The organism is Cryobacterium sp. Hz7, assembly GCF_004402815.1.
In the GTDB taxonomy this organism is placed as follows: domain Bacteria; phylum Actinomycetota; class Actinomycetes; order Actinomycetales; family Microbacteriaceae; genus Cryobacterium; species Cryobacterium sandaracinum.
In genome coordinates this window covers 80493-105724 of record NZ_SOFB01000035.1, presented here as the reverse complement: position 1 = coordinate 105724, position 25232 = coordinate 80493, and the positions used below count along the sequence as shown (strand labels likewise).

24 protein-coding genes are annotated in these 25232 nt (G+C 67.8%); 8 read left to right on the top strand and 16 right to left on the bottom strand.

Annotated features, from left to right (window positions below; all coding sequences use genetic code 11):
- From E3N86_RS07985 to E3N86_RS07970, 4 genes are all read right to left on the bottom strand, one after another.
- A partial coding sequence (locus tag E3N86_RS07985; protein ID WP_134511721.1) for a transposase family protein occupies positions 1–493 on the bottom strand: 493 nt, incomplete at its 3' end.
- A gap of 251 nt (positions 494–744) precedes the next feature.
- Positions 745–933, bottom strand: a complete 189-nt coding sequence (locus E3N86_RS07980) for a DUF1508 domain-containing protein (RefSeq protein ID WP_104101102.1) — start codon at positions 931–933, stop codon at positions 745–747.
- An 88-nt stretch (positions 934–1021) separates the two neighbouring features.
- Positions 1022–1333 carry an AzlD domain-containing protein gene (locus tag E3N86_RS07975; protein ID WP_104101103.1) on the bottom strand — a complete coding sequence of 104 codons (312 nt, stop codon included), beginning with the start codon at positions 1331–1333 and terminating at the stop codon, positions 1022–1024.
- Positions 1330–2091: an AzlC family ABC transporter permease gene (locus tag E3N86_RS07970; protein WP_104101104.1), complete on the bottom strand. Its 762-nt coding sequence runs from the start codon at positions 2089–2091 to the stop codon at positions 1330–1332. Before E3N86_RS07970 ends, E3N86_RS07975 begins: the two co-directional genes overlap by 4 nt.
- A 108-nt stretch (positions 2092–2199) precedes the next feature.
- Here E3N86_RS07970 and E3N86_RS07965 point away from each other — a divergent pair, with 108 nt between their 5' ends.
- Both E3N86_RS07965 and E3N86_RS07960 read left to right on the top strand, forming a co-directional pair.
- Positions 2200–3735, top strand: a complete 1536-nt coding sequence (locus tag E3N86_RS07965; RefSeq protein WP_104101105.1) for an amino acid permease — start codon at positions 2200–2202, stop codon at positions 3733–3735.
- Between the two features lie 65 nt (positions 3736–3800).
- Positions 3801–4262, top strand: a complete 462-nt coding sequence (locus tag E3N86_RS07960) for a VanZ family protein (RefSeq protein ID WP_104101106.1) — start codon at positions 3801–3803, stop codon at positions 4260–4262.
- Here E3N86_RS07960 and E3N86_RS07955 read toward each other — a convergent pair.
- Genes E3N86_RS07955 through E3N86_RS07940 form a run of 4 tightly spaced genes read right to left on the bottom strand, consistent with a single transcriptional unit; the run spans position 4250 to position 9062 of the window.
- Positions 4250–5959, bottom strand: a complete 1710-nt coding sequence (locus E3N86_RS07955; protein ID WP_241985982.1) for an alpha-glucosidase — start codon at positions 5957–5959, stop codon at positions 4250–4252. The two genes, E3N86_RS07960 and E3N86_RS07955, sit on opposite strands and share 13 nt — an antisense overlap.
- Positions 5956–6864, bottom strand: coding sequence for a carbohydrate ABC transporter permease (locus E3N86_RS07950; protein WP_134343014.1), 909 nt, complete (start codon positions 6862–6864; stop codon positions 5956–5958). The genes E3N86_RS07955 and E3N86_RS07950 overlap by 4 nt, the downstream gene beginning before the upstream one ends.
- On the bottom strand, positions 6864–7799 hold the full coding sequence (locus tag E3N86_RS07945) for a carbohydrate ABC transporter permease (RefSeq protein ID WP_134374620.1): 936 nt from the start codon (positions 7797–7799) through the stop codon (positions 6864–6866). Before E3N86_RS07945 ends, E3N86_RS07950 begins: the two co-directional genes overlap by 1 nt.
- A 3-nt stretch (positions 7800–7802) precedes the next feature.
- A complete protein-coding gene (locus E3N86_RS07940) occupies positions 7803–9062 on the bottom strand; it encodes an ABC transporter substrate-binding protein (RefSeq protein ID WP_134511716.1) in 1260 nt (419 codons plus the stop codon).
- A gap of 217 nt (positions 9063–9279) precedes the next feature.
- Here E3N86_RS07940 and E3N86_RS07935 point away from each other — a divergent pair, with 217 nt between their 5' ends.
- The 6 genes from E3N86_RS07935 to E3N86_RS07910 all read left to right on the top strand — a co-directional run bounded on the left by E3N86_RS07935 (position 9280) and on the right by E3N86_RS07910 (position 16668).
- A complete protein-coding gene (locus E3N86_RS07935) occupies positions 9280–10452 on the top strand; it encodes an ROK family transcriptional regulator (protein ID WP_233191414.1) in 1173 nt (390 codons plus the stop codon).
- A 51-nt stretch (positions 10453–10503) separates the two neighbouring features.
- Positions 10504–11610, top strand: a complete 1107-nt coding sequence (locus tag E3N86_RS07930; protein WP_134374744.1) for an LLM class flavin-dependent oxidoreductase — start codon at positions 10504–10506, stop codon at positions 11608–11610.
- A 23-nt stretch (positions 11611–11633) separates the two neighbouring features.
- Positions 11634–12608, top strand: a complete 975-nt coding sequence (locus E3N86_RS07925) for a dihydroorotate dehydrogenase (RefSeq protein WP_134511715.1) — start codon at positions 11634–11636, stop codon at positions 12606–12608.
- The gene (locus E3N86_RS07920; protein ID WP_198411610.1) at positions 12608–13585 is read left to right on the top strand and encodes a dihydroorotate oxidase electron transfer subunit; all 978 of its coding nucleotides are present in this window, start codon (positions 12608–12610) and stop codon (positions 13583–13585) included. The genes E3N86_RS07925 and E3N86_RS07920 overlap by 1 nt, the downstream gene beginning before the upstream one ends.
- Before the next feature lie 257 nt (positions 13586–13842).
- The gene (locus E3N86_RS07915) at positions 13843–16116 is read left to right on the top strand and encodes a polyribonucleotide nucleotidyltransferase (RefSeq protein ID WP_134511714.1); all 2274 of its coding nucleotides are present in this window, start codon (positions 13843–13845) and stop codon (positions 16114–16116) included.
- A 216-nt stretch (positions 16117–16332) separates the two neighbouring features.
- Entirely contained in the window at positions 16333–16668 is a 336-nt protein-coding gene (locus E3N86_RS07910; protein WP_104195301.1) for a metalloregulator ArsR/SmtB family transcription factor, read from the top strand.
- 66 nt (positions 16669–16734) lie between these two features.
- Here the strand turns inward: E3N86_RS07910 and E3N86_RS07905 are convergent, their stop codons facing one another.
- From E3N86_RS07905 to E3N86_RS07870, 8 genes are all read right to left on the bottom strand, one after another.
- Positions 16735–18270 carry an NADH-quinone oxidoreductase subunit C gene (locus E3N86_RS07905; RefSeq protein WP_134511713.1) on the bottom strand — a complete coding sequence of 512 codons (1536 nt, stop codon included), beginning with the start codon at positions 18268–18270 and terminating at the stop codon, positions 16735–16737.
- Positions 18267–19826 carry a proton-conducting transporter membrane subunit gene (locus E3N86_RS07900; RefSeq protein ID WP_134511712.1) on the bottom strand — a complete coding sequence of 520 codons (1560 nt, stop codon included), beginning with the start codon at positions 19824–19826 and terminating at the stop codon, positions 18267–18269. Before E3N86_RS07900 ends, E3N86_RS07905 begins: the two co-directional genes overlap by 4 nt.
- Positions 19826–20482, bottom strand: a complete 657-nt coding sequence (locus tag E3N86_RS07895; protein ID WP_104101117.1) for a hypothetical protein — start codon at positions 20480–20482, stop codon at positions 19826–19828. Before E3N86_RS07895 ends, E3N86_RS07900 begins: the two co-directional genes overlap by 1 nt.
- An 8-nt stretch (positions 20483–20490) precedes the next feature.
- On the bottom strand, positions 20491–21441 hold the full coding sequence (locus tag E3N86_RS07890) for a respiratory chain complex I subunit 1 family protein (protein WP_104101118.1): 951 nt from the start codon (positions 21439–21441) through the stop codon (positions 20491–20493).
- Complete coding sequence (locus E3N86_RS07885) at positions 21438–23456, bottom strand: proton-conducting transporter membrane subunit (RefSeq protein ID WP_134511711.1); 2019 nt, start codon at positions 23454–23456, stop codon at positions 21438–21440. Before E3N86_RS07885 ends, E3N86_RS07890 begins: the two co-directional genes overlap by 4 nt.
- Positions 23453–23932 (bottom strand): NADH-quinone oxidoreductase subunit B family protein, encoded by a 480-nt coding sequence (locus E3N86_RS07880; RefSeq protein WP_198411414.1) that lies wholly within the window; start codon positions 23930–23932, stop codon positions 23453–23455. The genes E3N86_RS07885 and E3N86_RS07880 overlap by 4 nt, the downstream gene beginning before the upstream one ends.
- An 81-nt stretch (positions 23933–24013) precedes the next feature.
- Positions 24014–24646: an LON peptidase substrate-binding domain-containing protein gene (locus tag E3N86_RS07875; RefSeq protein ID WP_241985981.1), complete on the bottom strand. Its 633-nt coding sequence runs from the start codon at positions 24644–24646 to the stop codon at positions 24014–24016.
- A complete protein-coding gene (locus E3N86_RS07870) occupies positions 24643–25110 on the bottom strand; it encodes an Lrp/AsnC family transcriptional regulator (RefSeq protein ID WP_104101121.1) in 468 nt (155 codons plus the stop codon). Before E3N86_RS07870 ends, E3N86_RS07875 begins: the two co-directional genes overlap by 4 nt.
- Positions 25111–25232: the final 122 nt, after the last annotated feature.

Genomic DNA, 25232 nt, shown 5'->3' with positions numbered 1-25232 from the left:
AGGAGATCTCATCGATCCCGATCCGGGTGAGCCCGGCGAAGGGATCATGGAGCTTTTCCGTGTCGGCCCACACCCGGGTGATGATCGCCCCGACCGTCCGCCACGCGATGCGCATCAACACGGTGACCGCGGCCTTAGACGTCTGCGTGGCCAGCCACGCGACCTGAGAGTCAAAGTGATGCGTGTGGCCGGCCTGGTGCCTGGCCCATGGGACTGCGGCCACGATCACCCCGTGCTCCCGGCACGACACCCGCGGGGCAGCCGCCTCCAGAAAGACCCGGGGCGAGCCGAAATCCAATCCCCGCCACCGGCGGCGCCCCGCCCCCTCGTCGTAGCGCGGACAGCGTTTCTGGCAGCTCCCGCACCGGTTCCGCATCGACCTGGTCAGCCGAACCGACGCAACAAAAACGCCCGCTACGAGGTCGAGATCAACGTCCTCGACCACTGTCTTGTCGACACCGAGCAAAGTCCGCCATATTGTTAGAGACCGCACGCCGTTTTCCCGCCTATAAAGTTTCTTTCCTTTGACAGTCAGAAACCTAGACAGGAAGCGGCGTGCGGCCGTTAAGGCGCTCCGAAACACCCACGGATACAGCAGGGGAGCCAGAATCTCCGTCGAATTGGTTCGACGCCGCACACGGTGCTCCGCCGGATGACCAGCGTCCACACGGCGCAGTCAGCTTCGACTCTCCGGGAGCCACAGGACCAACCGACGGTGACTCACTCGGCAGAACCGAGATTCATTCAGGCGTCCGGTTCCGTCATGTCGACCACGTGCGACTTGACGTGGGCCTTCAGTGCCTCGATGCCCTTGAGGGCCTCTGCCTTGGAGTGATAGCTTTCGGAGGTCGCGATCACTTCGCCGTTGTTGGCCTTCAGCCGAAACTGGTATCCGCCGGATCGTTCCGCGTAGAGCTCATATTTCCCGGACATCACACACTCTTTTCTTCATCATCGAAAAACGTCGACGGACGCATTGCCGTTGGAAAAACCCTACCGCCCCCGTTGGCGCGCGAGACCCTCAACCCAGACCGAGCAGCCGGAGCCCGGCGGCCGCTGCCGCGCCCGCGATGACCACCGCCAGGAACGGGGCCTTGAACCAGAGCGCAATCGCCGCTACGACGAGCGCCCCGAGCCGTGCGTCGACGACGAGCTCCTGGCCGGTGGCCACGGTGTTCGCGACCGTCAGGGAAGTCAGCAGGCCGATCGTGAGGACGCCGGCGACGCGGGCGATGCGCGCGTTGGTGACCCACTTCTGCGGCACGAGATAGCCGAGCAGCTTCGTGAGGAACGCCGCCGCGCAGGCCACGAGGATCCAGAACCAGACGCTCATCGGGGAGCCTGCGCATCCGTCGAACCGGGTGCATCGGGTGGACCGGGATAGGGGTCGACGTCGGGCTCGAGACCCTCGCCCGCCGGCCCGTGCCGAAAACCGAACCAGCCGATGGCACCGGCGACGACAGCCGCCACGAGGATGGGCACGCCCGGCGAAACGAGCGGCACGGTCAGTACGGTGGCCAGCGCGCAGACCGCGGCGATCGCCCCGGCCTCCTTCGACCGCAGCCGCGGCCAGAGCAGCCCGAGGAACGCCGCGACCGCCGCGCCGTCGAGGCCCCACTGTTTCGGGTCGCCCACGGCGTCGCCCGCGAGAGCCCCGATCAGGGTGAATACATTCCACAACACGAAGATGCCGAGACCGGCGACCCAGAACCCCCGCTTCTGCTCGACGAGCACGGTCTGCCCGGTGCTCGTGGCAAGCGATTCGTCGATGGTGACCTGGGCGGCGGCGAAGCGGCGCCAGCCACGAGGGTGCAGCAGGGCGTTCAACTGCATCCCGTAGACCGCGTTACGGATGCCGAGGAGCGCCGCCGCGCCGGCGGCTGCCGCACCGCTGCCGCCGCCGGCGATCACCCCGATGAACGCGAACTGGGAGCCCCCGGAGAACAGGAGCAGACTCAGCGCCGAGGTCTGCCAGATGTCGAGCCCCGACGACACCGACAGGGCGCCGAACGAGATGCCGTAGAGGCCGGTGGCCACCGCGATCGACAGGCCGACCCTGGCCCCGGGGGAGTGGCGGAGGGTGGTGGGCACCGCTCAATGCTAGGGGGTGCGGCCCCCGGGTCTGCGGGGTCCGGGGTCGGGGAAGCCCCGCGGGGGCCTAGCATTGACCGATACCCAACGGAACGGAAGCACCCAGTTATGAGCGTCTGGCGCACCAAGAGCATTGAGGCCTCCATGGCCGACTCCCTCGAGAAGGGGCACAGCCTCAAGCGCACGCTGGGCACCTGGGACCTCATGATCATGGGCGTCGCGGTTGCCGTCGGTGCCGGGATCTTCTCGGTCGGTGCGAAGGCGGCCGGCAGCTACGCCGGGCCATCCGTCACCCTGGCGTTCCTCCTCGCCGCGGTCACCTGCGCGCTCGCCATCATGTGTTACGCGGAGTTCGCCTCGGCGGTTCCCGTGGCCGGCTCGGCGTACACCTTCACCTATGCGACCCTCGGCGAGCTGCTCGCCTGGATCATCGGCTGGGACCTGATCCTCGAGATGCTGACCGCCGCGGCCGTGATCGCCAAGTATTGGGGCATCTACCTGAGTGAGGTCTTCGAACTCTGGAACTGGGATGTCCCGGCCACGATCGCGGTCTTCGGACTGCAGGTCAGCTGGGGCGCGTTCGTGATCGTCGCAATCTTCACCACCCTCCTGGTGCTGGGCACCAAGCTGTCGGCGCGCGTCGCCAGCATCTTCACCATTCTCAAGGTGGCGATCGTGGTGTTCGTGATCGTCGTGGGTGCCTTCTTCATCAACCCGAAGAACTACACGCCGTTCATCCCCGAGGCCGTGCCCTCCGCGGGCGGCGACGGCGACGTCTGGATGCAGTCCCTTTTCTCGTTCATGACCGGCGCCCAGCCGGCCCAGTACGGACTGTTCGGTCTGCTCGCCGGCGCCTCGTTGGTCTTCTTCGCGTTCATCGGCTTCGACGTGGTCGCCACCAGCGCCGAAGAGGTCAAGAACCCGCAGACGACCCTGCCGCGCGGCATCTTCGCCGGTCTGGCCATCGTCACGGTGCTGTACCTCGGCGTCAGCCTCGTGCTCACCGGCATGGTGCCGTACACCGTTCTCGCCGACGACCCCAATGCCTCACTCGCGACGGCGTTCGTCTCGGTCGGCGCCGGCTGGGCTGCCCAGGTCATCTCGGTCGGCATTCTGGTGGGGCTCACCACCGTGATCATGGTGCTGCTCCTCGGCCTCTCCCGCGTGCTCTTCGCCATGAGCCGCGACGGCCTGCTGCCGCGCGGCCTGAGTGTCACCTCGTCCAAGCGCGGCACCCCCGCCCGGGTGCAGATCATCTCCGGCGCCGCGGTCGCCCTGATCGCCGGGTTCACCGACGTGGGCGTGCTCGAGGAAATGATCAACATCGGCACGCTGTCGGCCTTCGTGCTGGTCAGCATCGCCGTGGTCGTGCTGCGCAAGAAGCGCCCCGACCTGCCCCGGGCCTTCAAGGTGCCCTTCTCGCCCTTCCTGCCGATCCTGTCGGCCGCGCTCTGCTTCTGGCTGATGCTCAACCTCACGACGCTCACCTGGGTGCGCTTCGCGGTCTGGCTCGCGATCGGCATCGCGGTGTATTTCCTCTACGGCCGCCGTCACTCCGTCGTCGGGATCGAGGCCAAGCGCGTCTTCGACGAAACCCTCCGCGACGAGGTCATCGCCGAGGAGAAGGCAGCGCTGGGCAAGTAGCGCGCTTTCGCGGTCGGGGGCCGTCACTGGGGTGACCCCCAGCATCCATCGGGAAGGATGGAGCCATGCTGCACCGCCATCCCGTCCTGTCCCTGGTCACGCTCGCCTATCTGGCGTTCGTGGGCTGGGTGACGCTCGGGCCGCAGCCGCTCGACAGTGGGAACAACGAGCTGCTGCTCCGGGCGCTCCGATTCTTCAATCGGCACGACTCCACCGACTGGATCACCTACGGGCGGGTCGAATTCGCGGCCAACATCGCCATGTTCATCCCGATCGGCGTGTTTCTGCTGCTCCTGCTCGGACGCCGGTTCTGGTGGCTGGCGATCGTCGTGGCCGTCCTACTCACCGGCTCGATCGAGTTCACGCAGCAGTTCCTGCCGACCCGGGTCCCGGATGTGCGCGATCTGGTCGCGAACGGGAGCGGCGCCGTGCTCGGTGTCATCGTCGGCCTCGTCCTTACAGCCTTCAAACTGGTGCGCCGTGAGGAGCCCCGGTCGAGGCGGGTTGCGCCGACCTACAGCCGGTAGAGGCGCGCCTCCCAGGGGCGCAGCACCGGATTCGAGGACGGTGCGGCGGCATCCGTTGTGGCCGGATAGTTGGCCAGAATCAGATCGGCGCCGGAGACGTCCATCGGAAGCAGGTCGGTGAATGGGGCATCGGATGCGTTCGCGACGACGAGCAGCGTCTCCTCACCCCGGCTGCGAGTGAAGGCGTAGAGCGCGTCGTGGTCGGGTTCGAGCAGGGTGAAATCGCCGAGGGCGACCACCTCGCTCTCATGCCGCAGCGCAATCAGGCGCTGGTAGAAGCGGAACACACTCCGCATGCTCGCGAGGTCGGCGGCCACGTTCACCGTGACGCTGTTCGGGTTCACGGCCAGCCACGGCGTGCCGGTGCTGAAACCGGCCTGCGGCGAGGCATCCCACTGCATGGGCGTGCGCGCGTTGTCGCGGCCCATGGTCTGCACTCCGGCGAGCACGGTGCCGGGGTCCAGGTCGAACTCTTCCACGGCCTCGCGGTAGTGATTGAGGGATTCGAGGTCACGGTAGTCGTCGATGGAGTCGAACCGCACGTTGGTCATGCCGATCTCCTCGCCCTGGTAGATGTAGGGCGTTCCGCGGTGCAGGTGCAACACCAGGGCCCACAGAGTTGCCGACTCGTAGCGCAAGGAGGTGTCATTGCCGAAGCGCGACACCAATCGGGGCTGGTCGTGGTTGTTCAGGTAGAGGCTGTTCCAGCCGGTCTCGGCCAGACCCTCCTGCCAGCGTGACAGGCTCTTCTTCAGCGCCGTCAGGCTGCGAGGCAGCACCTCGAACTTGTGCTCGCCCTGGTCGAGGCCCACATGCTCGAACTGGAAGATCATGTCAACCTCGCGCCGGGCCGGGTCGGTGAACAGCAGGGCGTCGTCGGTGCTCACGCCCGGCATCTCGCCGACGGTGAGGTGCCGCCCTCCGCGGCCGTCGAAGACCTCGCGGTGCATCTCCTGCAGAAACTCATGGATCTGCGCCCCCATCGGCGAGCCGCCGCCGGTGGCCGGGGCCGGTCCGTCGATCAGCTCGACCTGCTTGGCGATGAAGTTGATCACGTCCATCCGGAAGCCGTCGACGCCGCGGTCCAGCCACCAGTTCATCATCGCGTAGACGGCCTGGCGCACCTCGGGGTTCTCCCAGTTGAGGTCCGGCTGCTGCTTGGCGAACAGGTGCAGGTAGTACTCATCGGTGGCGGGATCGAGCGACCAGGCCGGGCCGCTGAAGGCGCTGCCCCAGCCGTTCGGCGGGCCACCGTCGGCCTGGGGCTTGCGCCACCAGTACCAGTCGCGCTTCGGGTTCGTCAGCGACGAGCGTGATTCCCGGAACCAGGCGTGCTCGTCGCTGGTGTGGTTCACCACCAGGTCCATCACGATCTTGATGCCGCGCTCGTGGGCCTCGACCAGCAGCAGGTCGAACTCCGCCAGGCTGCCGAAGACCGGTTCGATGTCCTGGTAGTCGCTGATGTCGTAGCCGTTGTCATGTTGCGGCGACGGGTAGACCGGAGAGAGCCAGACCGCGTCAACGCCGAGCTCGGCGAGGTAGTCGAGCTTCGAACGGATGCCGCCGAGGTCGCCGATCCCGTCGCCGTCCGAGTCCGCGAAGCTGCGCGGATACACCTGGTAGACGACGGCGCTGGTCCACCAGGAGGCGCCGGTCGCGGGGGCGGTCATCCCGGACGTTGGTGCGGGTGTCGTCATTTGATCGATCCTCTCATCACGCCGGAGATAACCCAGCGCTGGGCAAAAATGTACACAATCAGCAGCGGGGCCATGGCCATCAGGTATGAGGCGAACGCGGCCGAGTAGTTGGTGTTGAACTGGCCCTGGAACACGAATTGGGAGAGTTGCAGGGTGCGTGCCGCCGGGTCGGAGAGAACGACGAGAGGCAGGATGAAGTCATTCCACGCCCAGACACAGGTGAGGATGCCGACGGTCGCGTTCATCGGGGTCAACAAGGGGAAGATGATCTGCCAGTAAACCCGCCAGGTGGTCGCCCCGTCGGTGTAGGCCGCCTCCTCCAGCTCGATCGGGATCGATTTGATGAACGCGACGTAAATGAAGACGTTGAGCGAGAGCCCGAACACCGCGTAGAGCAAGATCAACCCGACCTGGTTGTCCAGACCGAACAGGGCCGTCTCTTTCACGACTGGGAGCATGATGATCGGGAACGGGATGAAAATGGCGGACAGCAGGTAGAAGTAGACGCCCGTGAAGAACGGCTTGTGCAGGTTGCGGGCGATCGCGTACGCCACGAGCGAGTTCGTCAGCAGGGTGAGGATGACGGCGCCGACGGTGATCAGGGCTGTGTTCATCAGCGCCTGCGGGAATTTGGTCAGCGTCCAGGCGTCGGCGAAGTTCTCCCAGTGGACGCTGGTGGGGAGCGCGAACCCGGTGCCGCCGAGCTGGTCGGGGGTCTTCAGCGCGGTGATCACGGCGAAGTAGAGCGGCACCAGCACGGTGATCGCGCAGACCGCGATCAGCATGGTGGCCCACCAGTTGATCCGGGTGCGGTTGTCTTTGATGCGCCGGACACCGCGCGAGTCACGGGCCGCCCGGGGGGATGCGGGTTCGACCGTGGCGGGGGAGTCGATGGTGATAGCCATTAGAAGTCGGCCTCCGTGCGCTGAAGAACTCGGAACTGCAGGAACGAGACGAGCATGATCACGATGACGAACAGCACCGCGTTGGCGGACTGGTAGGCGAACTCGCCGCCTTGGAAACCGCCCCGGAAGATGAGCAGGGTGATCGATTCGGTCGAGGTGCCCGGCCCGCCGGCGGTGAGGGCGACGATGTGGTCGAAGGTCTGCAGGAACCCCTTCAGGCTCAGCACCATGTTGATGGTGAAAAAGGCGCTGATCATGGGGAACGTGATCGACCGGAATTGCCGTCCCGGCGTGGCCCCGTCGATGGCGGATGCCTCGTAGAGCTCTTGAGGGATCGTCTGCAGACCGGCCAGGTAGAGGATGATCGCGAACGCGCAGGCCTGCCAGACCGCGAGGGCGACGATGGCCGTCCACGCCCAGTCCGGGTTGGTGAGGATGTTGTCACGGAACACCGGGACGTTCGACAGGATCCGGGGGAGCGAATTGGCGAAGAAATACTGGAAGACGTAACCGACGACAAGGATCGCCAGCACGTAGGGGATGAAGAAGATGCCGCGAAAGGTGGACTGGAACGCGATCTTCGCGTTGAGTCCGACCGCGATGGCCAGCGAGATCACGTTGGTGAGGATGGTGGCGACGATGGCGAAGCCGAAGGTGAAGCCATAGGCCTTCAGTACCCGGTCGTCCTGAAACAGGGCGATGAAGTTGCCGAACCCGACGAAGTCCCACGAGCCGAAGCCTGCGTAGTTAGTGAAGGAGAAGAAGATGCCGATGAGTACCGGGACGGTGTGCAGCAGCGCGAAGACGGCGACCGCGGGGACGACCATCCAGTAGAAGGCGCGCGGGGTGGCGCCGACGCGTCGCCGCGCCGCGCTCGGCCGCGACGCTCGGGGCGTCTGCTCCGGCCGGGGCCGGGTCAGGACGGAAGTAACCATCAGTTAGTCTCCGCTTCGTGTCGAGGTGGTGCGTGACGCGACCTTGCGCCATTCGTTGTCGAGGGTCGCCAGCGCTTTCGCGCTGTTCTCGTCGGTCAGGAACTGCTGCACGATGGGCCCGAGCGGGATGCTCGCCGGGATCTGGTGATCGACGAAACCGGTGATCCGGCCGGCCTGGAAGTACGGTTGCAGTTCCGCCAGGGCCGGGTTGGTGTTCTCGGCTGCGTCCCGGGCCGTCGAGAACATGTTCTGTGAGGCTGCGAAGGAGTTCTGCACATCCTCCTGAAAGAGGAAGTCCACGAAAAGTCGGGCTTCGGCGAGGCGCGGTGTGTCGCGGCCGATGGCAATGGCCACGTCGACACCGGAGACGAGCTCGATGTCGGCCGGGTCATCCGTCACAGGGTAGGGGAAACCGCCGACGCTGATGTCGGGGTTGTTGGCCAGGATCGGGCTGAGGGCCCAGATCCCCTGCATCAGCATGGCCGATTCGCCGTTCGCGAAAGCCAGGTTGCCGTCTTCGTACGTGCGGCCGAGGTAGCCGTCCTGCGCGTAGGAATACAGCGTCTGCAGCTTCTCGAACGTCTCGTCGTAGTTCTTCGCGAACGAGACGGCCGAGTCGGGACCCACCTCCTCACCCTCCGCGCGGAGATCGGGGAAGAAATCGTCGCCGCCGAGTTGGGCGCCGATACCGTTCAGGGAGGATTGCACTGTCCATGCGTCGGCCGCGGTGCCGTAGAACGGGGCGATACCGGCCGCCTGGAGCGTGTCGCAGACGGCGATCAACTCGTCCCAGGTGGTGGGAATCTCGATGCCCTGCGCGGCGAAGATGTCACGGTTGTAGAGAACGCCGTTGCCGTTGTTCGCGAAGCCGAGGGCATTCACCTCGTTCTGGTAGGAGCCGAGGGCCCCGACGATGTCCTGAACGGCCGGGTTGATCCGGTCGAGAACGGGGTCGCCACTGAAGTCGTGGAAGACACCGGCCCGCGCCAGCTGGCCGAAGTTCCCCGATCCGTTCAGACTGATCACATCGGGCACCTTGTTCTTGACCAGTAGGGTGCGGATGGCGGTGTCCGCATCGGGGACGGCGTTCTGGGTCACCCGGATGCCGGGGTTCTCTGCCTCAAAATCGGCGATGATGCCGTCGAAGTCCGCGATGGCCTCGGACTTGAACTGGAAGAAATCGAGGGTGACGACGTCGCTCTGACCCGGGGCGCAGCCGCTGAGGGCGCCGATCCCGAGCGTACCGGCCAGGAGGAGTGCCATGGGTCGCCGGAGCGTCCGCAACCTCCTCGACCGGTGGCGTCGCCGGGCGGGTGTCTGGTACGTCGTCGTATCCGTCATTGCGGGGCTCCTTAGGCCGTCATGTCGCTGCATGAATCTTTCTACGGCAAAAAGAATAGGACGTCAATTCGGGAAATTTGCCGCTCCCGCGAGATGAAGAGTCCGCTCGGGCCATGGTATTCATGCCACTATGGAATAAATGGCACCTCAGGGGGCGGATATGACCACGGATGCGGCGTCGACAGTGAGCGAGACCTCCCGGGAACTCGCGCGAGCCGTGCTCATCCACGGCCCGATCTCCCGCAGCGACCTCGGCCGTCGCCTGGGACTGTCACCGGCCAGCCTGACGCGGTTGAGCAAGCCGTTCCTCGATTGTGGCCTGTTCGTCGAGGGCAGCGAAGACCGCGACGGAACCGTCGGGCGCCCGGCCCGGCCCTTGGACGTCCGGGTGGATGCCAGTCGGTTCGTCGGGGTGAAACTCACCGGCGACGACGTCTTCGCGGTGCTCACCGACCTGCGGGCCAACGAGGTGGGCTCGGCCCGGCGGGTGCTCGCCGATCACACTGTCGAGCACGTTGTGGCCCGAATCGACGAGGTCGTGCGCGAGCTCGGCGGCCCGGATGGGCTGTCGGCGCTCGGCGTCTGCGTGGGTGGGCATGTCACCGGCGCCCGGGTCGTGACCCGGGCGCCGTTCCTGGGCTGGCACGACGTGGACCTGGCCACGCGGCTCGAGCGACTGCTCGGAATTCCGGTCACGATCGAGAACGATGTCGTCGCGCTCACCTCCGCCGAGCAGTGGTTCGGAGCGGTCCGGGGTGTCCCGACCTTCGCGGTTCTGACCATCGGCGTCGGTGTCGGCTACGGACTGGTCGTCAACGACCAGGTGATCGTGACGGCCGACAGCGGCCTGGGCCTCGGTGGGCACATCCCGCTCGACCCGAACGGGCCGCTCTGCCCGGAAGGACACCGCGGCTGCTCGCAGGCAATGCTCACGAGCCAGAGTGTTTCTGCCCAGGTCAGCGTGGCCCTCGGCCGCGAGGTCGACTACGACGAGGTGCTCCGGCTCGCGGTGGAGGGGAACCGGGCTGCGGCATCCGTCGTCACCGCCACCGGTCGCGGACTGGGCCGATTGATCGCGGTGATCGCCAATATCGGGATGCTCGACACGATCGTGCTCTCCGGCGAGGGGATGCCACTGTGGGCGCTGGCATCCGAGGAGGTCATCGCCGCTGCGCGAGCCGACCGCGACCCGGATGCGACACCGCTGACAATCGTCGTTGACGACAGCGGGGTCTCCTCCTGGGCCCGCGGGGCCGCGGCTGTTGCCATCCAGCGCTCGCTCGGCCGATTGGCCGCTGCCGCCAGCGAATAGAATCGTCCATGCGCGCTGCGCGCTGCGCGCCGCGCGAGTGGGAGGCTGCACATGCAATTCGGGATCTTCACCGTCGGTGACCTCACGGTCAACCCCACGACGGGCCACACCCCCACCGAGCACGAGCGCATCACGGCCATGGTCGCCATCGCCGAGAAGGCCGAAGAGGTCGGCCTCGACGTCTTCGCCGCCGGTGAGCACCACAACCCGCCCTTCGTGCCCTCGTCGCCGACGACGCTGCTCGGCTACATCGCCGCGAAGACCGAGCGCATCATCCTCTCCACGGCCACGACATTGATCACGACGAACGACCCGGTCAAGATCGCCGAAGACTTCGCCATGCTCCAGCACCTCTCCGGTGGGCGGGTCGACCTGATGCTCGGTCGCGGCAACACCGGCCCGGTCTACCCGTGGTTCGGCCAGGACGTGCGCCAGGGCATCCCGCTGGCGCTGGAGAACTACGCGCTGCTGCGCCGGTTGTGGCGCGAGGACGTCGTGGACTGGGAGGGCCAGTTCCGCACCCCGCTGCAGGGGTTCCAGTCGACGCCGCGCCCGCTCGACGGGGTGCCGCCGTTCGTCTGGCACGCCAGCATCCGCAGCCCGGAGATCGCCGAGCAGGCCGCGTTCTACGGTGACGGCTTCTTCGCCAACAACATCTTTTGGCCCAAGGAGCACTACCTCAAGCTGATCGGGCTCTACCGGGCCCGGTTCGAGCACTACGGCCACGGTCGAGCCGACCAGGCCATCGTGGGCCTCGGCGGGCAGGTCTTCATGCGCACGAACTCGCAGGACGCCGTCGACGAATTCCGGCCCTACTTCGACAACGCCCCGGTCTACGGCCACGGCCCGAGCCTCGAGGAGTTCACCGAGCAGACGCCGCTGACCGTCGGCAGCCCGCAGCAGATCATCGACCGCTACGCCGGCATGCGCGACTACTTCGGCGACTACCAGCGTCAGCTCTTCCTGATCGACCACGCCGGACTGCCGTTGAAAACCGTGCTCGATCAGCTCGACATCCTCGGCGGCGAGGTGGTGCCCGTGCTCCGCACGGAGCTGGCCGTGAACCGGCCCGCTCACGTTCCCGACGCACCCACGCACGCCTCGCTGAAGGCCGACGCCGCGATAAGTCTGCTCGCGGCATCCGTCGCCCGCCCGTGACCTCTCCCGCGGAAGCAGACACCATGACCATCGCGCCGCCTCAGCCATCAATGGATGCGCGCCGCGCCTTCTTCGACGCCCGTCCCGCCGCCTCCGTGGCGGTCGACCTCTCCGTGCGAATCGGCAGCCTCACCCTCGCCAACCCGGTCATGCCGGCCTCGGGCTGCTTCGGGCCTTCGCTCGGACGCTTGATCCCGGTCGCCGAGCTTGGCGCCGTGGTCACCAAGACCGTGTTCGGCACCCCGCGCGGCGGCAACGCGGCGCACCGGCTGACCGAGCTCCGGGCCGGGATGGTCAACAGCGTCGGCATCCCGAGCCGCGGGGCCGCCGGCTACCTGGCGTCGCAACACCCGCTCTACCTGGCGCTCGGCGTGCCCGTGATCGTCAGCGTCGGCGGCCACCGTTCGGGCGAGTACGCCCCCGTCGTGCGGGGCCTGCGGGGAGCGGGCGACGCCTACGAGCTCAACGTGTCCTGTCCGAACCTCGACCGCCACGGCACCGACATCGGCTCCGATCCCGACGCCATCGAGAAGGTCGTGCATGCTGTGCGCCTGGAGACCGACAAGCCCCTGATCGTCAAGCTGCCGGTGCTCGTCTCTTCGATCGCGGACTGTGCCCAGGCCGCTGAGGCGGCCGGCGCCGACGCCGTCTGCGTGGCCAACTCGATCCCGGCGCTGCCGCTCACGGCCGCTACGCGGAGCCCCATTCTCGGCAACGTGATCGGCGGTCTGTCCGGCCCGAATATCCGCCCGGTCGTGCTGCGGTTGGTCTGGTTGGCCTCCCGAGCGGTCGACATCCCGGTGATCGCCTGCGGCGGGATCGAAACCGCCGACGACGCCCTCGACTACTTCTCGGTCGGCGCCCACGCCGTGCAGGTCGGCACGGCCAGCTTCGGACGCCCGTTCGCCATGGTCGAAATCGTTCGCGCCCTGCAGGAGCGCTGCGAGGGCGTTGCCGCGGCCGACATCACCGGACTGATCGAATTGTGGAGGGCCTGATGACCGTTACGACCGCCCTCGGGGCCCTCGCCGCCCTGCGCCGCCAGCAGGCGTTCGCCGCGGCCGACGAGGCCGCGCTGGACGGCCTCATCGCGGTGCGACCGCCCGAGCGGATGCCTCGGCCCGACCCGGTCTGGGACGACGCCCGCGTTCTCGTGCACGAGGTCGTGGGAGAGCGGTACCGCCGGCTCGTACTGGCCACCGACACCATTGCGACGACCGCCCTCGCCGGACAGTTCCTGATGATCACCGTGCCCCCCACAGGCGGGGAGCGCATCCTGCTCCCACGCCCGATGGCCATCCACCGCCGCCACCCCGACCAGGGCACCGTGGAGGTCATCTACGGCTCGGCCGGCCGCGGCACCACCGCGCTCACCGACGTACTCGTGGGCGAGAGCCTCCTGGTCACCGGCCCGCTGGGCCGCGGCTTCGAGTTCCCGGATGCCGCCCTCCCGACTGAGACTGGTCCAGAGGCGCCCCGCACGGCCCTGATGATCGGCCGCGGTGTCGGCGTCTGCGCCATCATGGGCTCGGTCGAAGACGCCGCCCGGCTCGGCATCGCCGCCACGGTCGTGCTCAGCGGGAGGTCGCCGGCCAATCTGATCGGCCTGGCCGACTGCGCCGAGCTGGGCGCCACGGTCATCCCCGTCACCGACGACGACGGCTCGAGCGCGCTGCCGGCGCTCGGCGAACGGCTGCGCGGGCTTTTCGCCTGGGCTCCGCCCGACGTCATCCTGGCCTGCGGCGCCGGAGTTCTCGCCCGCCTCGCCGCCGATCTCGGCGCCGAGTGGGGCGCGCCGGTGCAGGTCTCGCTGGAGGCTCACATGGCCTGCGGCCTCGGCTACTGCCACGGATGCGCCGCGCCCGTCGCCACGGATCCCGCCGTCGAGGGGCCGCTGGTCTGCGTCGACGGCCCGGTGTTCGACGCCGTGCTGCCGGACCGGGGCGCGGCCGGGCGCGAGAAACCAGCAGGCTGAACGTCTTCTGTTAGGCTTGAGGAGGTTAATCCTTGGATTGGCCACGCAGAATCACGCTCAGTACGGAGCAGATCGGCAGCGCGCTGGTCCTCGGTGGTGGTTTCCCAACTTGCCGGCAACATCCGCAGTTGGTGAATTTCTACTGGTGGCCAGCTCTCGCACCCTTCTTCTCCGCGTCCAGCTCGCGCGCCATACGGGCAACCGAGTCTTCATCGCCAGAATGGCGAGAAGCAAAAACCAAAGGAGAGAACCCCCATATGGAGGGTCCAGAAATCACGTTCGCCGAAACCGTTATCGATAACGGCAAGTACGGCACACGCACCATCCGTTTCGAAACCGGGCGTCTCGCCCAGCAGGCGCAGGGCTCTGCCGCCGCCTACATCGACGAAGAGACCATGCTTCTCTCCGCCACGAGCGCCAGCAAGCAGCCGAAGGAGAATTTCGACTTCTTCCCCCTCACCATTGACGTCGAAGAGCGCATGTACGCTGCCGGACGCATCCCGGGCAGCTTCTTCCGTCGCGAAGGTCGCCCGTCGACCGAGGCTATCCTCACCTGCCGTCTGATCGACCGGCCGCTGCGCCCGTCCTTCGTCGACGGACTCCGCAACGAGATCCAGGTTGTCGTCACCGTTCTGGCCATCGCGCCGGATGAGTACTACGACGTGCTCGCGATCAACGCGGCCTCGATGTCGACCCAGCTCGCCGGCCTCCCCTTCTCGGGCCCGATCGGTGGCGTTCGCGTCGCCCTCATCCCCGACGAGAACGGCTCCGGCCAGTGGGTTGCCTTCCCGAAGCACTCGCAGATCGTCGACGCCGTGTTCAGCATGGTCGTCGCCGGTCGTGTGGTGACCGACGCCAACGGCGCGCAGGACGTCGCGATCATGATGATCGAGGCCGAAGCCACCGACAACGCCTGGGATCTCATCAAGGGCGGCGCCATCAAGCCGAACGAAGAGGTCATCGCCGAGGGCATCGAAGCCTCGAAGCCCTTCATCAAGCAGCTCATCGAGGCGCAGCAGAAGGTTGCCGCCTCGGCCGCCAAGCCGACCGGCGCCTACCCGGTGTTCCCGCCCTACCAGCCGGCCACCTACGACGCCGTCGCCGCTCTCGCGTACGACCAGTTGAAGGCCGTCTATCAGATCGCCGACAAGATCGAGCGCCAGAATGCGGATGACGCGCTCAAGGCATCCGTCAAGGAGACCATCGCGGCCAAGGTCGCCGCCGGCGAACTCGACGCCAGCGCGAACAACCAGGTTTCCGCCGCGTACAAGTCGGTCACCAAGCTCGCCGTGCGCTCGCGCGTCCTCAACGAGGGCATCCGCATCGACGGCCGTGGGCTCGCGGACATCCGCCCGCTCGACGCCGAGGTTGCCATCATCCCGCGCGTGCACGGTTCCGCGATCTTCCAGCGCGGCGAGACCCAGATTCTGGGTGTCACCACGCTGAACATGCTCAAGCTCGAGCAGACGATCGACTCCTTGAGCCCGGTCACCAAGAAGCGCTATATGCACAACTACAATTTCCCGCCCTACTCGACCGGTGAAACCGGCCGCGTCGGAACGCCGAAGCGCCGCGAGATCGGCCACGGAGCGCTCGCTGAGCGTGCCCTGGTCCCCGTGCTGCCGACGCGTGAGGAATTCCCCTACGCCATCCGTCAGGTCTCCGAGGCGCTCAGCTCCAACGGATCCACCTCGATGGGTTCCGTCTGTGCCTCGACCCTGTCACTGCTCAACGCCGGTGTGCCGCTGCGCGCACCTGTCGCCGGCATCGCCATGGGCCTCATCTCCGACACCGTTGACGGCAAGACCCGCTACGCGGCTCTCACCGACATCCTCGGCGCCGAAGATGCCCTCGGCGACATGGACTTCAAGGTCGCCGGCACGAGCGAGTTCGTCACCGCGATCCAGCTCGACACGAAGCTCGACGGCATCCCGGCATCCGTTCTCGCCGGCGCGCTCACCCAGGCCAAGGACGCTCGCGCGACCATCCTGGCCGTGCTGAACGCCGCCATCGACCGTCCCGACGAGATGGCACCGACCGCGCCCCGCGTGATCAGCGTCCAGATCCCGGTCGACAAGATCGGCGAGCTGATCGGCCCGAAGGGCAAGATGATCAACTCGATCCAGGACCAGACCGGTGCCGACATCTCCATCGAGGAAGACGGCACGGTGTACATCGGCGCCGTTGACGGACCGTCGGCCGAGGCCGCTCGCGCCATGGTCAACGCCGTCGCGAACCCGACCAACCCGGAGATCGGCGAGCAGTTCCTCGGAACCGTCGTCAAGATCGCCGCGTTCGGCGCATTCGTCTCCCTGCTTCCCGGCAAGGACGGCCTGCTGCACATCAGTGAGGTGCGCAAGCTCGCCGGTGGCAAGCGGGTTGAGAACGTCGAAGACGTGCTCGGCGTGGGCCAGAAGGTCCTCGTGGAGATCACCAAGATTGACGACCGTGGCAAGCTCTCGCTCGCCCCGGTCCTCGATGAGTCGGCCAAGGCCGGCACCGAGGACGCACCGGTTCCGACCGAGGCGTAGTCCGCTAGATCTACCGACAACCTCTCGCCAGGTTAGTCGGCTAGACGGAAAGCCCGTCCTGCTCCGGCAGGGCGGGCTTTTTGCATCCCGCGGTGGTCGAGTGCCCGCCCGATGTCGCGCGTGTTCCCGATCCGGCGGCCGATCCCGTTCCCCGCGGCTCAAGACCAGCACCTATTTGAAAGTATTACAGGTTAGCGATATGATCAGACTGTGTCGATGACCGGACTACCCATGGCCCAATTGAAGTCTGACCTCTTCAAGGCTCTCGGGCATCCGTTGCGGGTGCAGGTTCTGGAGCAGTTGGCCGGCGGGGAGCGCTCCGTCGGCAGCCTGGCCGAGGTGCTCGGGGCGGAACTGTCGAACCTGTCCCAGCAGCTGGGGGTCCTGCGCCGCGCCGGCGTTGTCGCCACCCGACGAGAGGGCAACACCATCTTCTACGGTCTGCGGGACCCGGGTGTCGCCGAGCTCCTGGCCATCTCCAAACGGATGTTGGTGTCCAGCCTTGAAGACTCCCACGCCCTGCTCCGCACCATCGAGCAGGACTCGCAGTAGCCCGAGCCCTAGGCCTGCTCCGTCCCGGACGAATTGGTTCGACACCGGGCTATAGCGGACGCGCCGCTAGAGGTCGTTGCCGGCGTAGGACTGGTTGAAGCTCTTGTTCACGAGGGGGAAGTCCGGCACGATCGTCTCGGACAGGGCCACGGGCAGCGCAGGCCAGTTGAAGTAGGACGGGTCGACGACCTTCAGCCGCGTGATGGCACCGTCTGGCCCTAGTTCGACCCGGTGGCAGATGGTTCCGCGCCAGCCCTCGACGAGGGCAAGGCCGCTCGCCGCATCCGTCGTCGCCGCATCCGTTGTCGCCGCCACCGGAGATGACGCCGCGGCCGCACCACCACGGTGCGCGCCCAGCCGGGCGATGAGGTCGATCGCCACCGCAATGGACACCTCGAACTCGCCCGCGCGCACCCGGTAGCGGCTGAGCACGTCGCCGCCGGTGTCGGTGACTACGTGGAAGTGCTCACCCAGATCGACGAAGGGATGGTCGCGGCGGGCGTCGGCGTCGACACCGGATGCCCGCGCCACATAGCCCAGCGTGCCCATGGCCTCGGCCTGGCTGGTGGGCAACGGGGCCGTGCCGGTGAACCGGTCCCGCACGATCGCGTGCCCGAGGGTGATCGCGATGATCTCCTGAACGTCGGCGGCGACGCCGCGGAGGGCGGCGGAATCCGGCAGGGCGAGAACGCGTACCCCGCCCACCGACAGCGCCCCGCGCAGGAAGCGGTGGCCGGTGACGGTCTTGTTGATGCGCAGTAGTGTTTCGCGGAGCCGCTGAGTGTGCGAGTTCACGACGCCGAACCCCACGTCGTTGGCCAGCGAACCGAGGTCGGAGACGTGGTTGTAGAGGCGTTCGAGTTCGAGCAGCAGGGCGCGCAGCAGGCGGTCGGGCTCGGAGATCTCGATGCCGGAGGCCGCCTCGATCGCCATCGTGTAGGCCAGCGTGTGGCCGATGACGGTGTCGCCGGCGAGCTGCTCGGCCATATCGATGCCGTCCGCAGGCAGACGACCCTCGAAGAGCCGCTCGACGCCGCGGTGCATGTACCACTGGCGGGCTTCCATCCGCACGATGGTCTCGCCGACCACGGAGAAGCGGAAGTGGCCCGGGTCGATGATGCCGGCGTGGATGGGGCCGACGGCGATCTCGTAGACCCCGGGGCCCTCGACCTCCACGAACGGGAACGACTCGACGTCGGGTTCGAATTCGGGGGTGGCCGTGGCGTCCTTCCGCATCGGGTACCAGCCGCGGGGCCAGTGGCCGTGGCGCACCAACCGGTGGGGCTGAGGGTGGTTCGCCGGCCGCACGCCGAACAGGTCGCGGGTGCCGCGCTCGAAGTTGCCGGCCGGGAACGAGAGGTCGGCCAGACTCGGAATCCAGGCGTCGTCATAGGGGACGGGCACGACGAGGTCGATCTGGCGCCGGGGGAAGACGGCGACGAAGGAGTAGACCACGCGCAGCCGGTCGCCGTCGTCGTGGCCCGCGACCAGCGCGAGCCGGTTTCCATCGGTCAGCAAGGCGGCGGCTTCGCCCCGGAGTTCGTCGCGCGTGAGCGTGCGCACCTCGGGGGTGGCGGCTCGCACCGGATTCGGGGTCGTCATTGGATTCCTCCCAGAACCTCGGCCGCACGCGTCAGGAGTGTGCCGACTGGCTCCGCTATGAAGGCCACCACCGCGGTGGTGCCCAGGGCGAGGATGAGCGGCAGCATCGGCCCGTGCCCCGACCGGTCCGGCACGAGGGGGTCGTCCGGGTGCGGCTCGGCGTCCGCCAGGGTGACGGATGCGCTCGGAACGGAGACCGGGACGGCTCCGGTGACGGATGCCCCGGCCCCCGCAGCCGGGACGACCGGGACGGCCGTGGCCGCAGGCGCCCCGATCGTCATGGCCACCGTCAACCGGGTGAGGCTGGCAAAGATGACGAGCAGCAGTACCAGAGCGATGCCGACCACCACGCCCAGGCCGGTGGAAAAGCCGGCCACGATGATGGCGACCTCGGAAAAGAAGATGCTGAACGGCGGGAACCCGATCAGAGCGGCCATGGCGATCAGCCAGGGCACGGCCAGCCCCGGCCGCCGCACGAGCAGGGCGCGCACGTCGTCGATCTTCGGAGTGCCCTCGACCTCGAGTATGCGGCCCGAGATCACGAACAGGGTGGCCTTGGTCAGCCCGTGGCCGAGCACGTACAGCAGCACGGCCGGCAGGGCCGCCGGGCCGATGGCCGCGCCGACGGCCATCATGCCCATGTGCTCGATACTGGAGTAGGCCAGCATCCGTTTAAAGTCGCGCTGGCGGATCAGAAGCGCTGCCGCCACGAAGAGGGAGAGCAGCCCGCCGACGCTGAGCATGATGCGCAGGAAGTCCGGCCCGATCACGGCGTCGGTGATGGTCTGGATGCGCAGGATGGCGTAGAGGGCGACCGCGAGCAGGACGCCGGACATGAGCCCGGAGACGGGTGCGGGCGCCTGGCTGTGCGCGTCGGGCAGCCAGCTGTGCATAGGGGCGAGCCCGGCCTTGGTGGCGAAGCCGAGCACGGCGAGGGCGCCGCCGGCGCGGATCAACGCGGGGTCGAGTGGCAGGCCGGCCTGGCTGAGCACGAGCCAGGACAGGGTTGCTTCGCCCGTGCCGCGCGAGGCGGCGTAGATGAGAACGATGCCGAGCAGGGCGATGGCCACGCCGACGGAGCCGAGGATGACGTACTTCCAGGCGGCTTCCAGCGATCGGGGGGTGCGGTGGTGGCCGACCAGGAAGGCCGTGGCGATGGTGGTGGCCTCGACCGCGGCCCACATCAGGCCGATGTTGTCGGCGAGCACCGCGAGGCTCATCGCGGCCAGGAAGATCGAGATCAGGGCGTCGTAGGAGCCGGTGAACCGCGCGGGCTCGGCCGTCGCGTGGCCGAGCCCGCCCCAGGTGGAGACAAGCCCGACGGCGCCGACCACGGTGAGCATGTAGGCGCTGAGCGCGTCGGCGCGGAGCAGCCCGCCGCCCAGTGTGGGAACTTCGTCCGCGAGCACGACGCTCACCAGGAGCAGGCCCGAGATGAGCACGGCGACGCTGGAGGCGATGGGGCTGAGCCGGCGTAGTGCGGGGGAGGGCACGCCGAGGCTCAGCACGGCGAGGAGGGCCGGAATGGCCAGGGGGGTCCAGAGGGCGAATGACATCAGTCGTGCAACTTTCTGAGCTGATCGATCTCGGTGTTGCCGAACTTGGTGCGCATACGGCCGGCGAAGACGTAGAGGATGACGACGACCAGCAGCACGTCGAGGGAGATGCCGAGCTCGAGGAACAGCGGCACACCGCCCGAGGTCAGGAACGCGACGGTGGCGATGCCGTTGTCGAGCACGAGGAAGCCGATCAGCTGTGATCCGGCCTGCCGGCGGGTGACCAGCAGCAGGAAACCGATCAGCACCATGGCCAGGCCGATCGGAGCCGCGTGTGCCGAGATGCTGATGTCGCCGGCGAGCACCCGACTGGCCACGACGTAGCTGAGGATGGTCAGAAGCGCCACGGTCAGCAGGGCCGCCGTCGGGTTGAGGCGCGGCGCCTCATCCGTTCGGGTGGTGGCGTGGGTCTCGCGGGCGAGCACCCACGGCAGGCCCATACCCTTGACCAGCAGTACGAGCAGCGAGACGAGGATCACCTCGACCTCGCCCTCCTCCAGGCCGATCACGGCGACCAGTGCGGCCAGCGCGAAGCCCTGCACGCTGAGCAGCCGGATCGACGCCAGCAGCGAGTGCCGCCAGACCATCAGGGCGCTGGTGAGCAGCAGGGTGCCGGTGCAGAGACCGATCAGCTGCGGGTAAATGGTGGTGAACACGGATGCTCCTAAGCGACCAGGTAGGAAGCGGTGACAGCCAGCAGGCCGAGGGCGAACGACCCCGCCAGCAGCTCGGGCACGCGGAACAGCCGCGCCTTGGCCAGGAAGACCTCACCCACGCTGAGCACAACGCCCAGCAGCAGGATTTTCACGGTGACGGCGCCCACGCCGACTATCACGCCGAGCACCGAGAAGTCGGTCATGATTCCCCACGGCACGATCAGGTTGCTGAGCAGGCCGAGCAGGGCGGCCAGCTTGAGCCAGGAGCCGAGTTCGAGCCAGACCAGGTCGCGGCCGGAGGCCTCGAGCACCATGGCCTCGTGCAGCATGGTCACTTCGAGGTGGGTCGACGGGTTGTCGACCGGCAGACGGCTGGTCTCGGCCATGATGGCGATGGCCAGGGCGACCATGGCCAGCAGGCTGACCGGGGAGATGATCACGGCCGGATTCAGGAGCCGGGTCTCCACGATCAGCGAGAGGGTGGAGGTGCCGGCCGGGATGGAGAGCGCGTAGACCGCGAGCAGCAGGGTCGGCTCGACCAGAGCGGCGACGGTCATGTGACGGCTGGAACCCATTCCGCCGAACGCGGTGCCGGCGTCGAGGCCGACCAGGGCCAGGGCCACCACGCCGACCAGCATGATGGAGACGATCACGAACAGGTCGCTGGGGATGAGCGGCAGCGGCAGGGTGCCGACCAGCGGCAGCAGTGCGCAGAGCAGCAGGCTGGAGACCAGGAGGGTGACCGGACCGGCCGCGAGCATCCAGCTGCTGTCGGCGGCGCGCACCGGGTTCTTCGCCAGGAGCTTGCGTACATCGCGCCACGGCTGCCAGATGCCGGAACCGGCCCGGCCTTCGAGAAGGGCCCGCACCTGGCGGATCACGCCGATCAGGAGGGGGGCGAGGAACACGAACAGCACCAGCTGAACCAGGGCGATGATGATCGCCGCGGCGCCGGTCACAGGGACACCACGATCAGAACGGAAAGCAGGGCGACGAAGGAATAGGACAGGTAGCGATGGATACTGCCGTTCTGCGCGCGTCGGGCCAGAATGCCGAACCGTTGCATGAGGTTCAGCACCGGGCGGTAGAGCCGGGTCTCGACCACGTCGGACACGGTCTGTTCCACGTGGACGCGTTCCACCAGGTAGCGGGATTCACCCACGTGGGTGACCTCCACGTCGCGGGTGGGCCGGAGCACGTCGTCGAAGACGCGCACCAGCGGCTCGGCATACGAGGTGGCCGTGTACTGCATCCGCGGCCGCAGCCGTGACCCGCCGCCGGCCCAGGGGAGCGGCGAGGTACGGGTGGGGTGGCGCCGGGCGGAAATGAACAGCGTGATCAGCACGGGCGCGAGCAGCAGGCCGGCCAGCACGATGAAGGTGGTGGGGTCGAGTACGGCGTCAATGCCGCGGGCGTCCAGGCCGGCGAGGCCGATGGTGCGCACGTCGGGGGCGAACGCCGGGCCCACGGCCGAGCCGATGGCCACGGCGAGCGGGCCCGGTAGCAGGCCGAGCCCGACCACGAGGAGGGCGCCGAGCACGAGCGGGATGCGCATGATGACGGGCACCTCGTCGGCCAGTGCGGCCTTCCGGGAGCGCGGGCGGGCCAGGAAGGCGATCCCGTAGGCCTTGACGAAGGTGAGCAGGGCCAGCCCGGCGGTCAGGGCGATCACGGCGACCGCGAGTGGCATGGCCACGGATGCCGCGACGGAGACGACCTCCCCGTCGACCCGTGAACCGTGGATCAGAGCCTGCAGCAGCATCCACTCGGCGACGAACCCGCTCGTGACGGGCAGGGCCGCGGCGCCCATGGCGGCCCCGCCGAACGCGGCGGCGGTCCAGGGCATCCGGCTGCCGAGGCCGCCGAGCCGGTCGAGATTCATCTCGCCGGCCGCGCGGGCCACGGCGCCGGCCCCGAGGAACAGGGTGGACTTGAACGCGGAGTGGCTGAGCATCAGCAGCAGGGCGGCGACAAGGGCCGCGTCGGCCGCGGCAGCTGCGTTGTCGGCGCGCAGCAAAACGGATGCCCCGAGCCCCAGGAACACCAGCCCCATGTTCTCGGTCGTGGAGTAGGCCAGCAGCACCTTGAGGTTGCTCGCCACGGAGGCCTGCAGAATCCCGTAGAGCGCGGACACCCCGCCGAGCACCATGATCAGCACTCCCCACCAGGCCGGGCCGTTCGGCAGCAGCCGTACGACGACGAGGAGTGCGCCGTAGACGCCGATGTTGACCATCGCGCCGCTCATCGCTGCGGCGACGTGGCCGGGGGCCTCGGGCAGCACCCGCGGAACCCAGACGTGCAGGGGCACGAGCTCAGCCTTGCCGCCGAAGCCGAGCAGGAGCAGCAGGAAGGCCACGCTCGCCTGCCAGGTGAAGGGATCGATGGTGGCGAGGTCGGCGAACCCGGTGCCGCCGGCCGGGCCGGCGAGCATGGCGAAGCCGGCCAGCACGAAGAAGAAGCTCAGCTGCGACATCGCCGAGTACCAGACCAGGGCGGAGGCGACCGTGCCGCGGGTGGCGTGATGGGCCAGCAGGAGCGCCGTGGAGCCGAGCGTCATGATCTCTAAGAACAGCAGGAACGACACCACGTCGGTTGCGGCCGGCACGAGCTGCATGCCGGAGAGGAACACGGCCATCGACAGCCACGAGGTGCGCGAGGCCGAGGCCACGCGGGCCGAGCCGATCCCGAACAGGGAGGCGAGCACGCCGACGACGGAGACGACCACCATGACCAGTCCGCCGAGGCGGTCGGGGGAGAGCACGAGCGGGTCCATCGGCAGGGCGGTGGGGATGCTCAGCGACCCGGTGCCGCCGGAGAGCGCGATCGCACCGGTGACGACGCCGGCCACGGCGAGCAGGGTGCAGAAAAATCCGCTGACCCGCGAGCGCCATGAGGTGGGTGTGAGCAGGGCCGCGGCGATGGCGACCACGAGCAGCAGGGTCTGGCCGAGCAGGCCGGCTTCGAGGGCGGTCATCGACCGGTCATCCGGCGCAGTGCTTCGACGATGACGGCCGGCTCGGGCGGGTTGCCCGGCACGGACAGGTCGACGTGCACGAAGTCCGACACCGGCCCGGCCACGCCGTAACCCTCGGCGAAGACGCCGCCGGTGATGGCGCAGTCGCCGACCGCGATCACGAAGCGGGGGGTCGGCGTGGCGTCAATGGTGCGGCGCATCGGCTCGATCAGGTTGCGGGTCACGGCACCCGTGATCACGAGCACGTCGGCGTGACGCGGCGACGCGACCAGACGGATGCCGTAGCGTTCGACGTCGTAGACCGGGCCGAACGCGCTCTGCACCTCCATCGCGCAGTCGTTGCAGCTGCCGGCGTTGATGAAGCGCACCTGCACGCTGCCGCCGAAGACCTCGGCGCCGGGGAACAGGGCCGGGGCCGGTGGGGCCGCTTCGGCGATGCGGCCACTGGTTCGGATGAGGTTCAGGAGTCGTTTCACGCTCAACTCAGGCTCCGTGTGGCACGATACATCATTACTTCTTTATATACCTATATGATGAATTTATCAAATAGATTGGGGTTATTCTTCGGGCCAGGGCGCGCTGAGGGAGTCCACGGCTTCCTGGGTGTACTCGATCACCGCCGTGAGGAGCTGCTCCATCGAGGTGGACCGCAGCAGTTCGATCTGGTCCAGCGGGCCCAGCGGGGCGATGCCGGCGATCTGCCAGGCGGCCGCCGTCGGATCCCGGGACAGCTCCACCGTCGAGGGCCAGAGCTGGTCGGCGAATTCGCTTGCTAGGGCCAGGGTGCGTCGCACGGCCTGCTCGGCCCGGTCCCGCAGTGGCAGCAGGTCGTCGTCCCAGTCCAGCTCGGCAAGGTCGCGCACCGTGGCCTGGGGGTGCGGGTCTTCGGTCAGCCAGTCGATGACCTCGACCCGGCGTTCGCCCTGGGCGGTCACCCCGACGAATCCCTCGGAGGCCTCGAGTTCGGTGATCTGGGCCACGGTCCCGTAGTGGAACCGCCGCTCGCCGCCGCCGACCTCCTGGCCGCGTTCGATCAGCACCACGCCGAACTCGGCCGGCTCCTCCTTGAGGATGCGCGACAGCATGACCAGGTAGCGGTCCTCGAACACCCGCAGCTGCAGCGGCATATAGGGGAACAGCACCGACCCGAGCGGGAACATCGGCAGGGACGTCACCGGCAGCGCGGTCATGGGCGGGTACGCTCCAGCAGCGGGGTGATCCGGTAGGGGATCAGCTCGCCCATGGCCAGGGACGTCTCGGTGCGATCGACACCCTCGCAGGCGAGGATGGTGCCGTCGATGCGGAACAGGTCGTCGGCATCCGCGCACACCACGCGCACCAGGATGTCGGTCGCCCCGCTCATGCCGTGCGCCTGCACGATTTGCGGAATGCGGGCGAGCTCGGCCACGATCTGGGCGAGGCGTTTCTGCTGCACGTGCACCTCGATGAAGGCCGTCAGCGGATAGCCCAGCGCGACCGGGTTGATGCGGCGGTCGAAGGAGAGGAACGCGTTCGACTCCTCAAGCCTGGCCATGCGCGCCTGGACCGTGTTGCGGGAGAGGCGCAGCTGCTGGGCGAGCGCCACGAACGTGCTGCGCGGTTCGGCGCATAGAGCGCGGAGCAACTGTAAGTCGACTTTGTCCAGACTGTGCATACTGCTCGACGGTAGCAGGCAGGGTGCCCCATGAATAGGGCAAATTGCTCAAAATTCATTGTCATGGTTGTGCTCCGTGTCGCGGAATCGTACGCTCTCAACAACTTCGGCAACGACGCTGG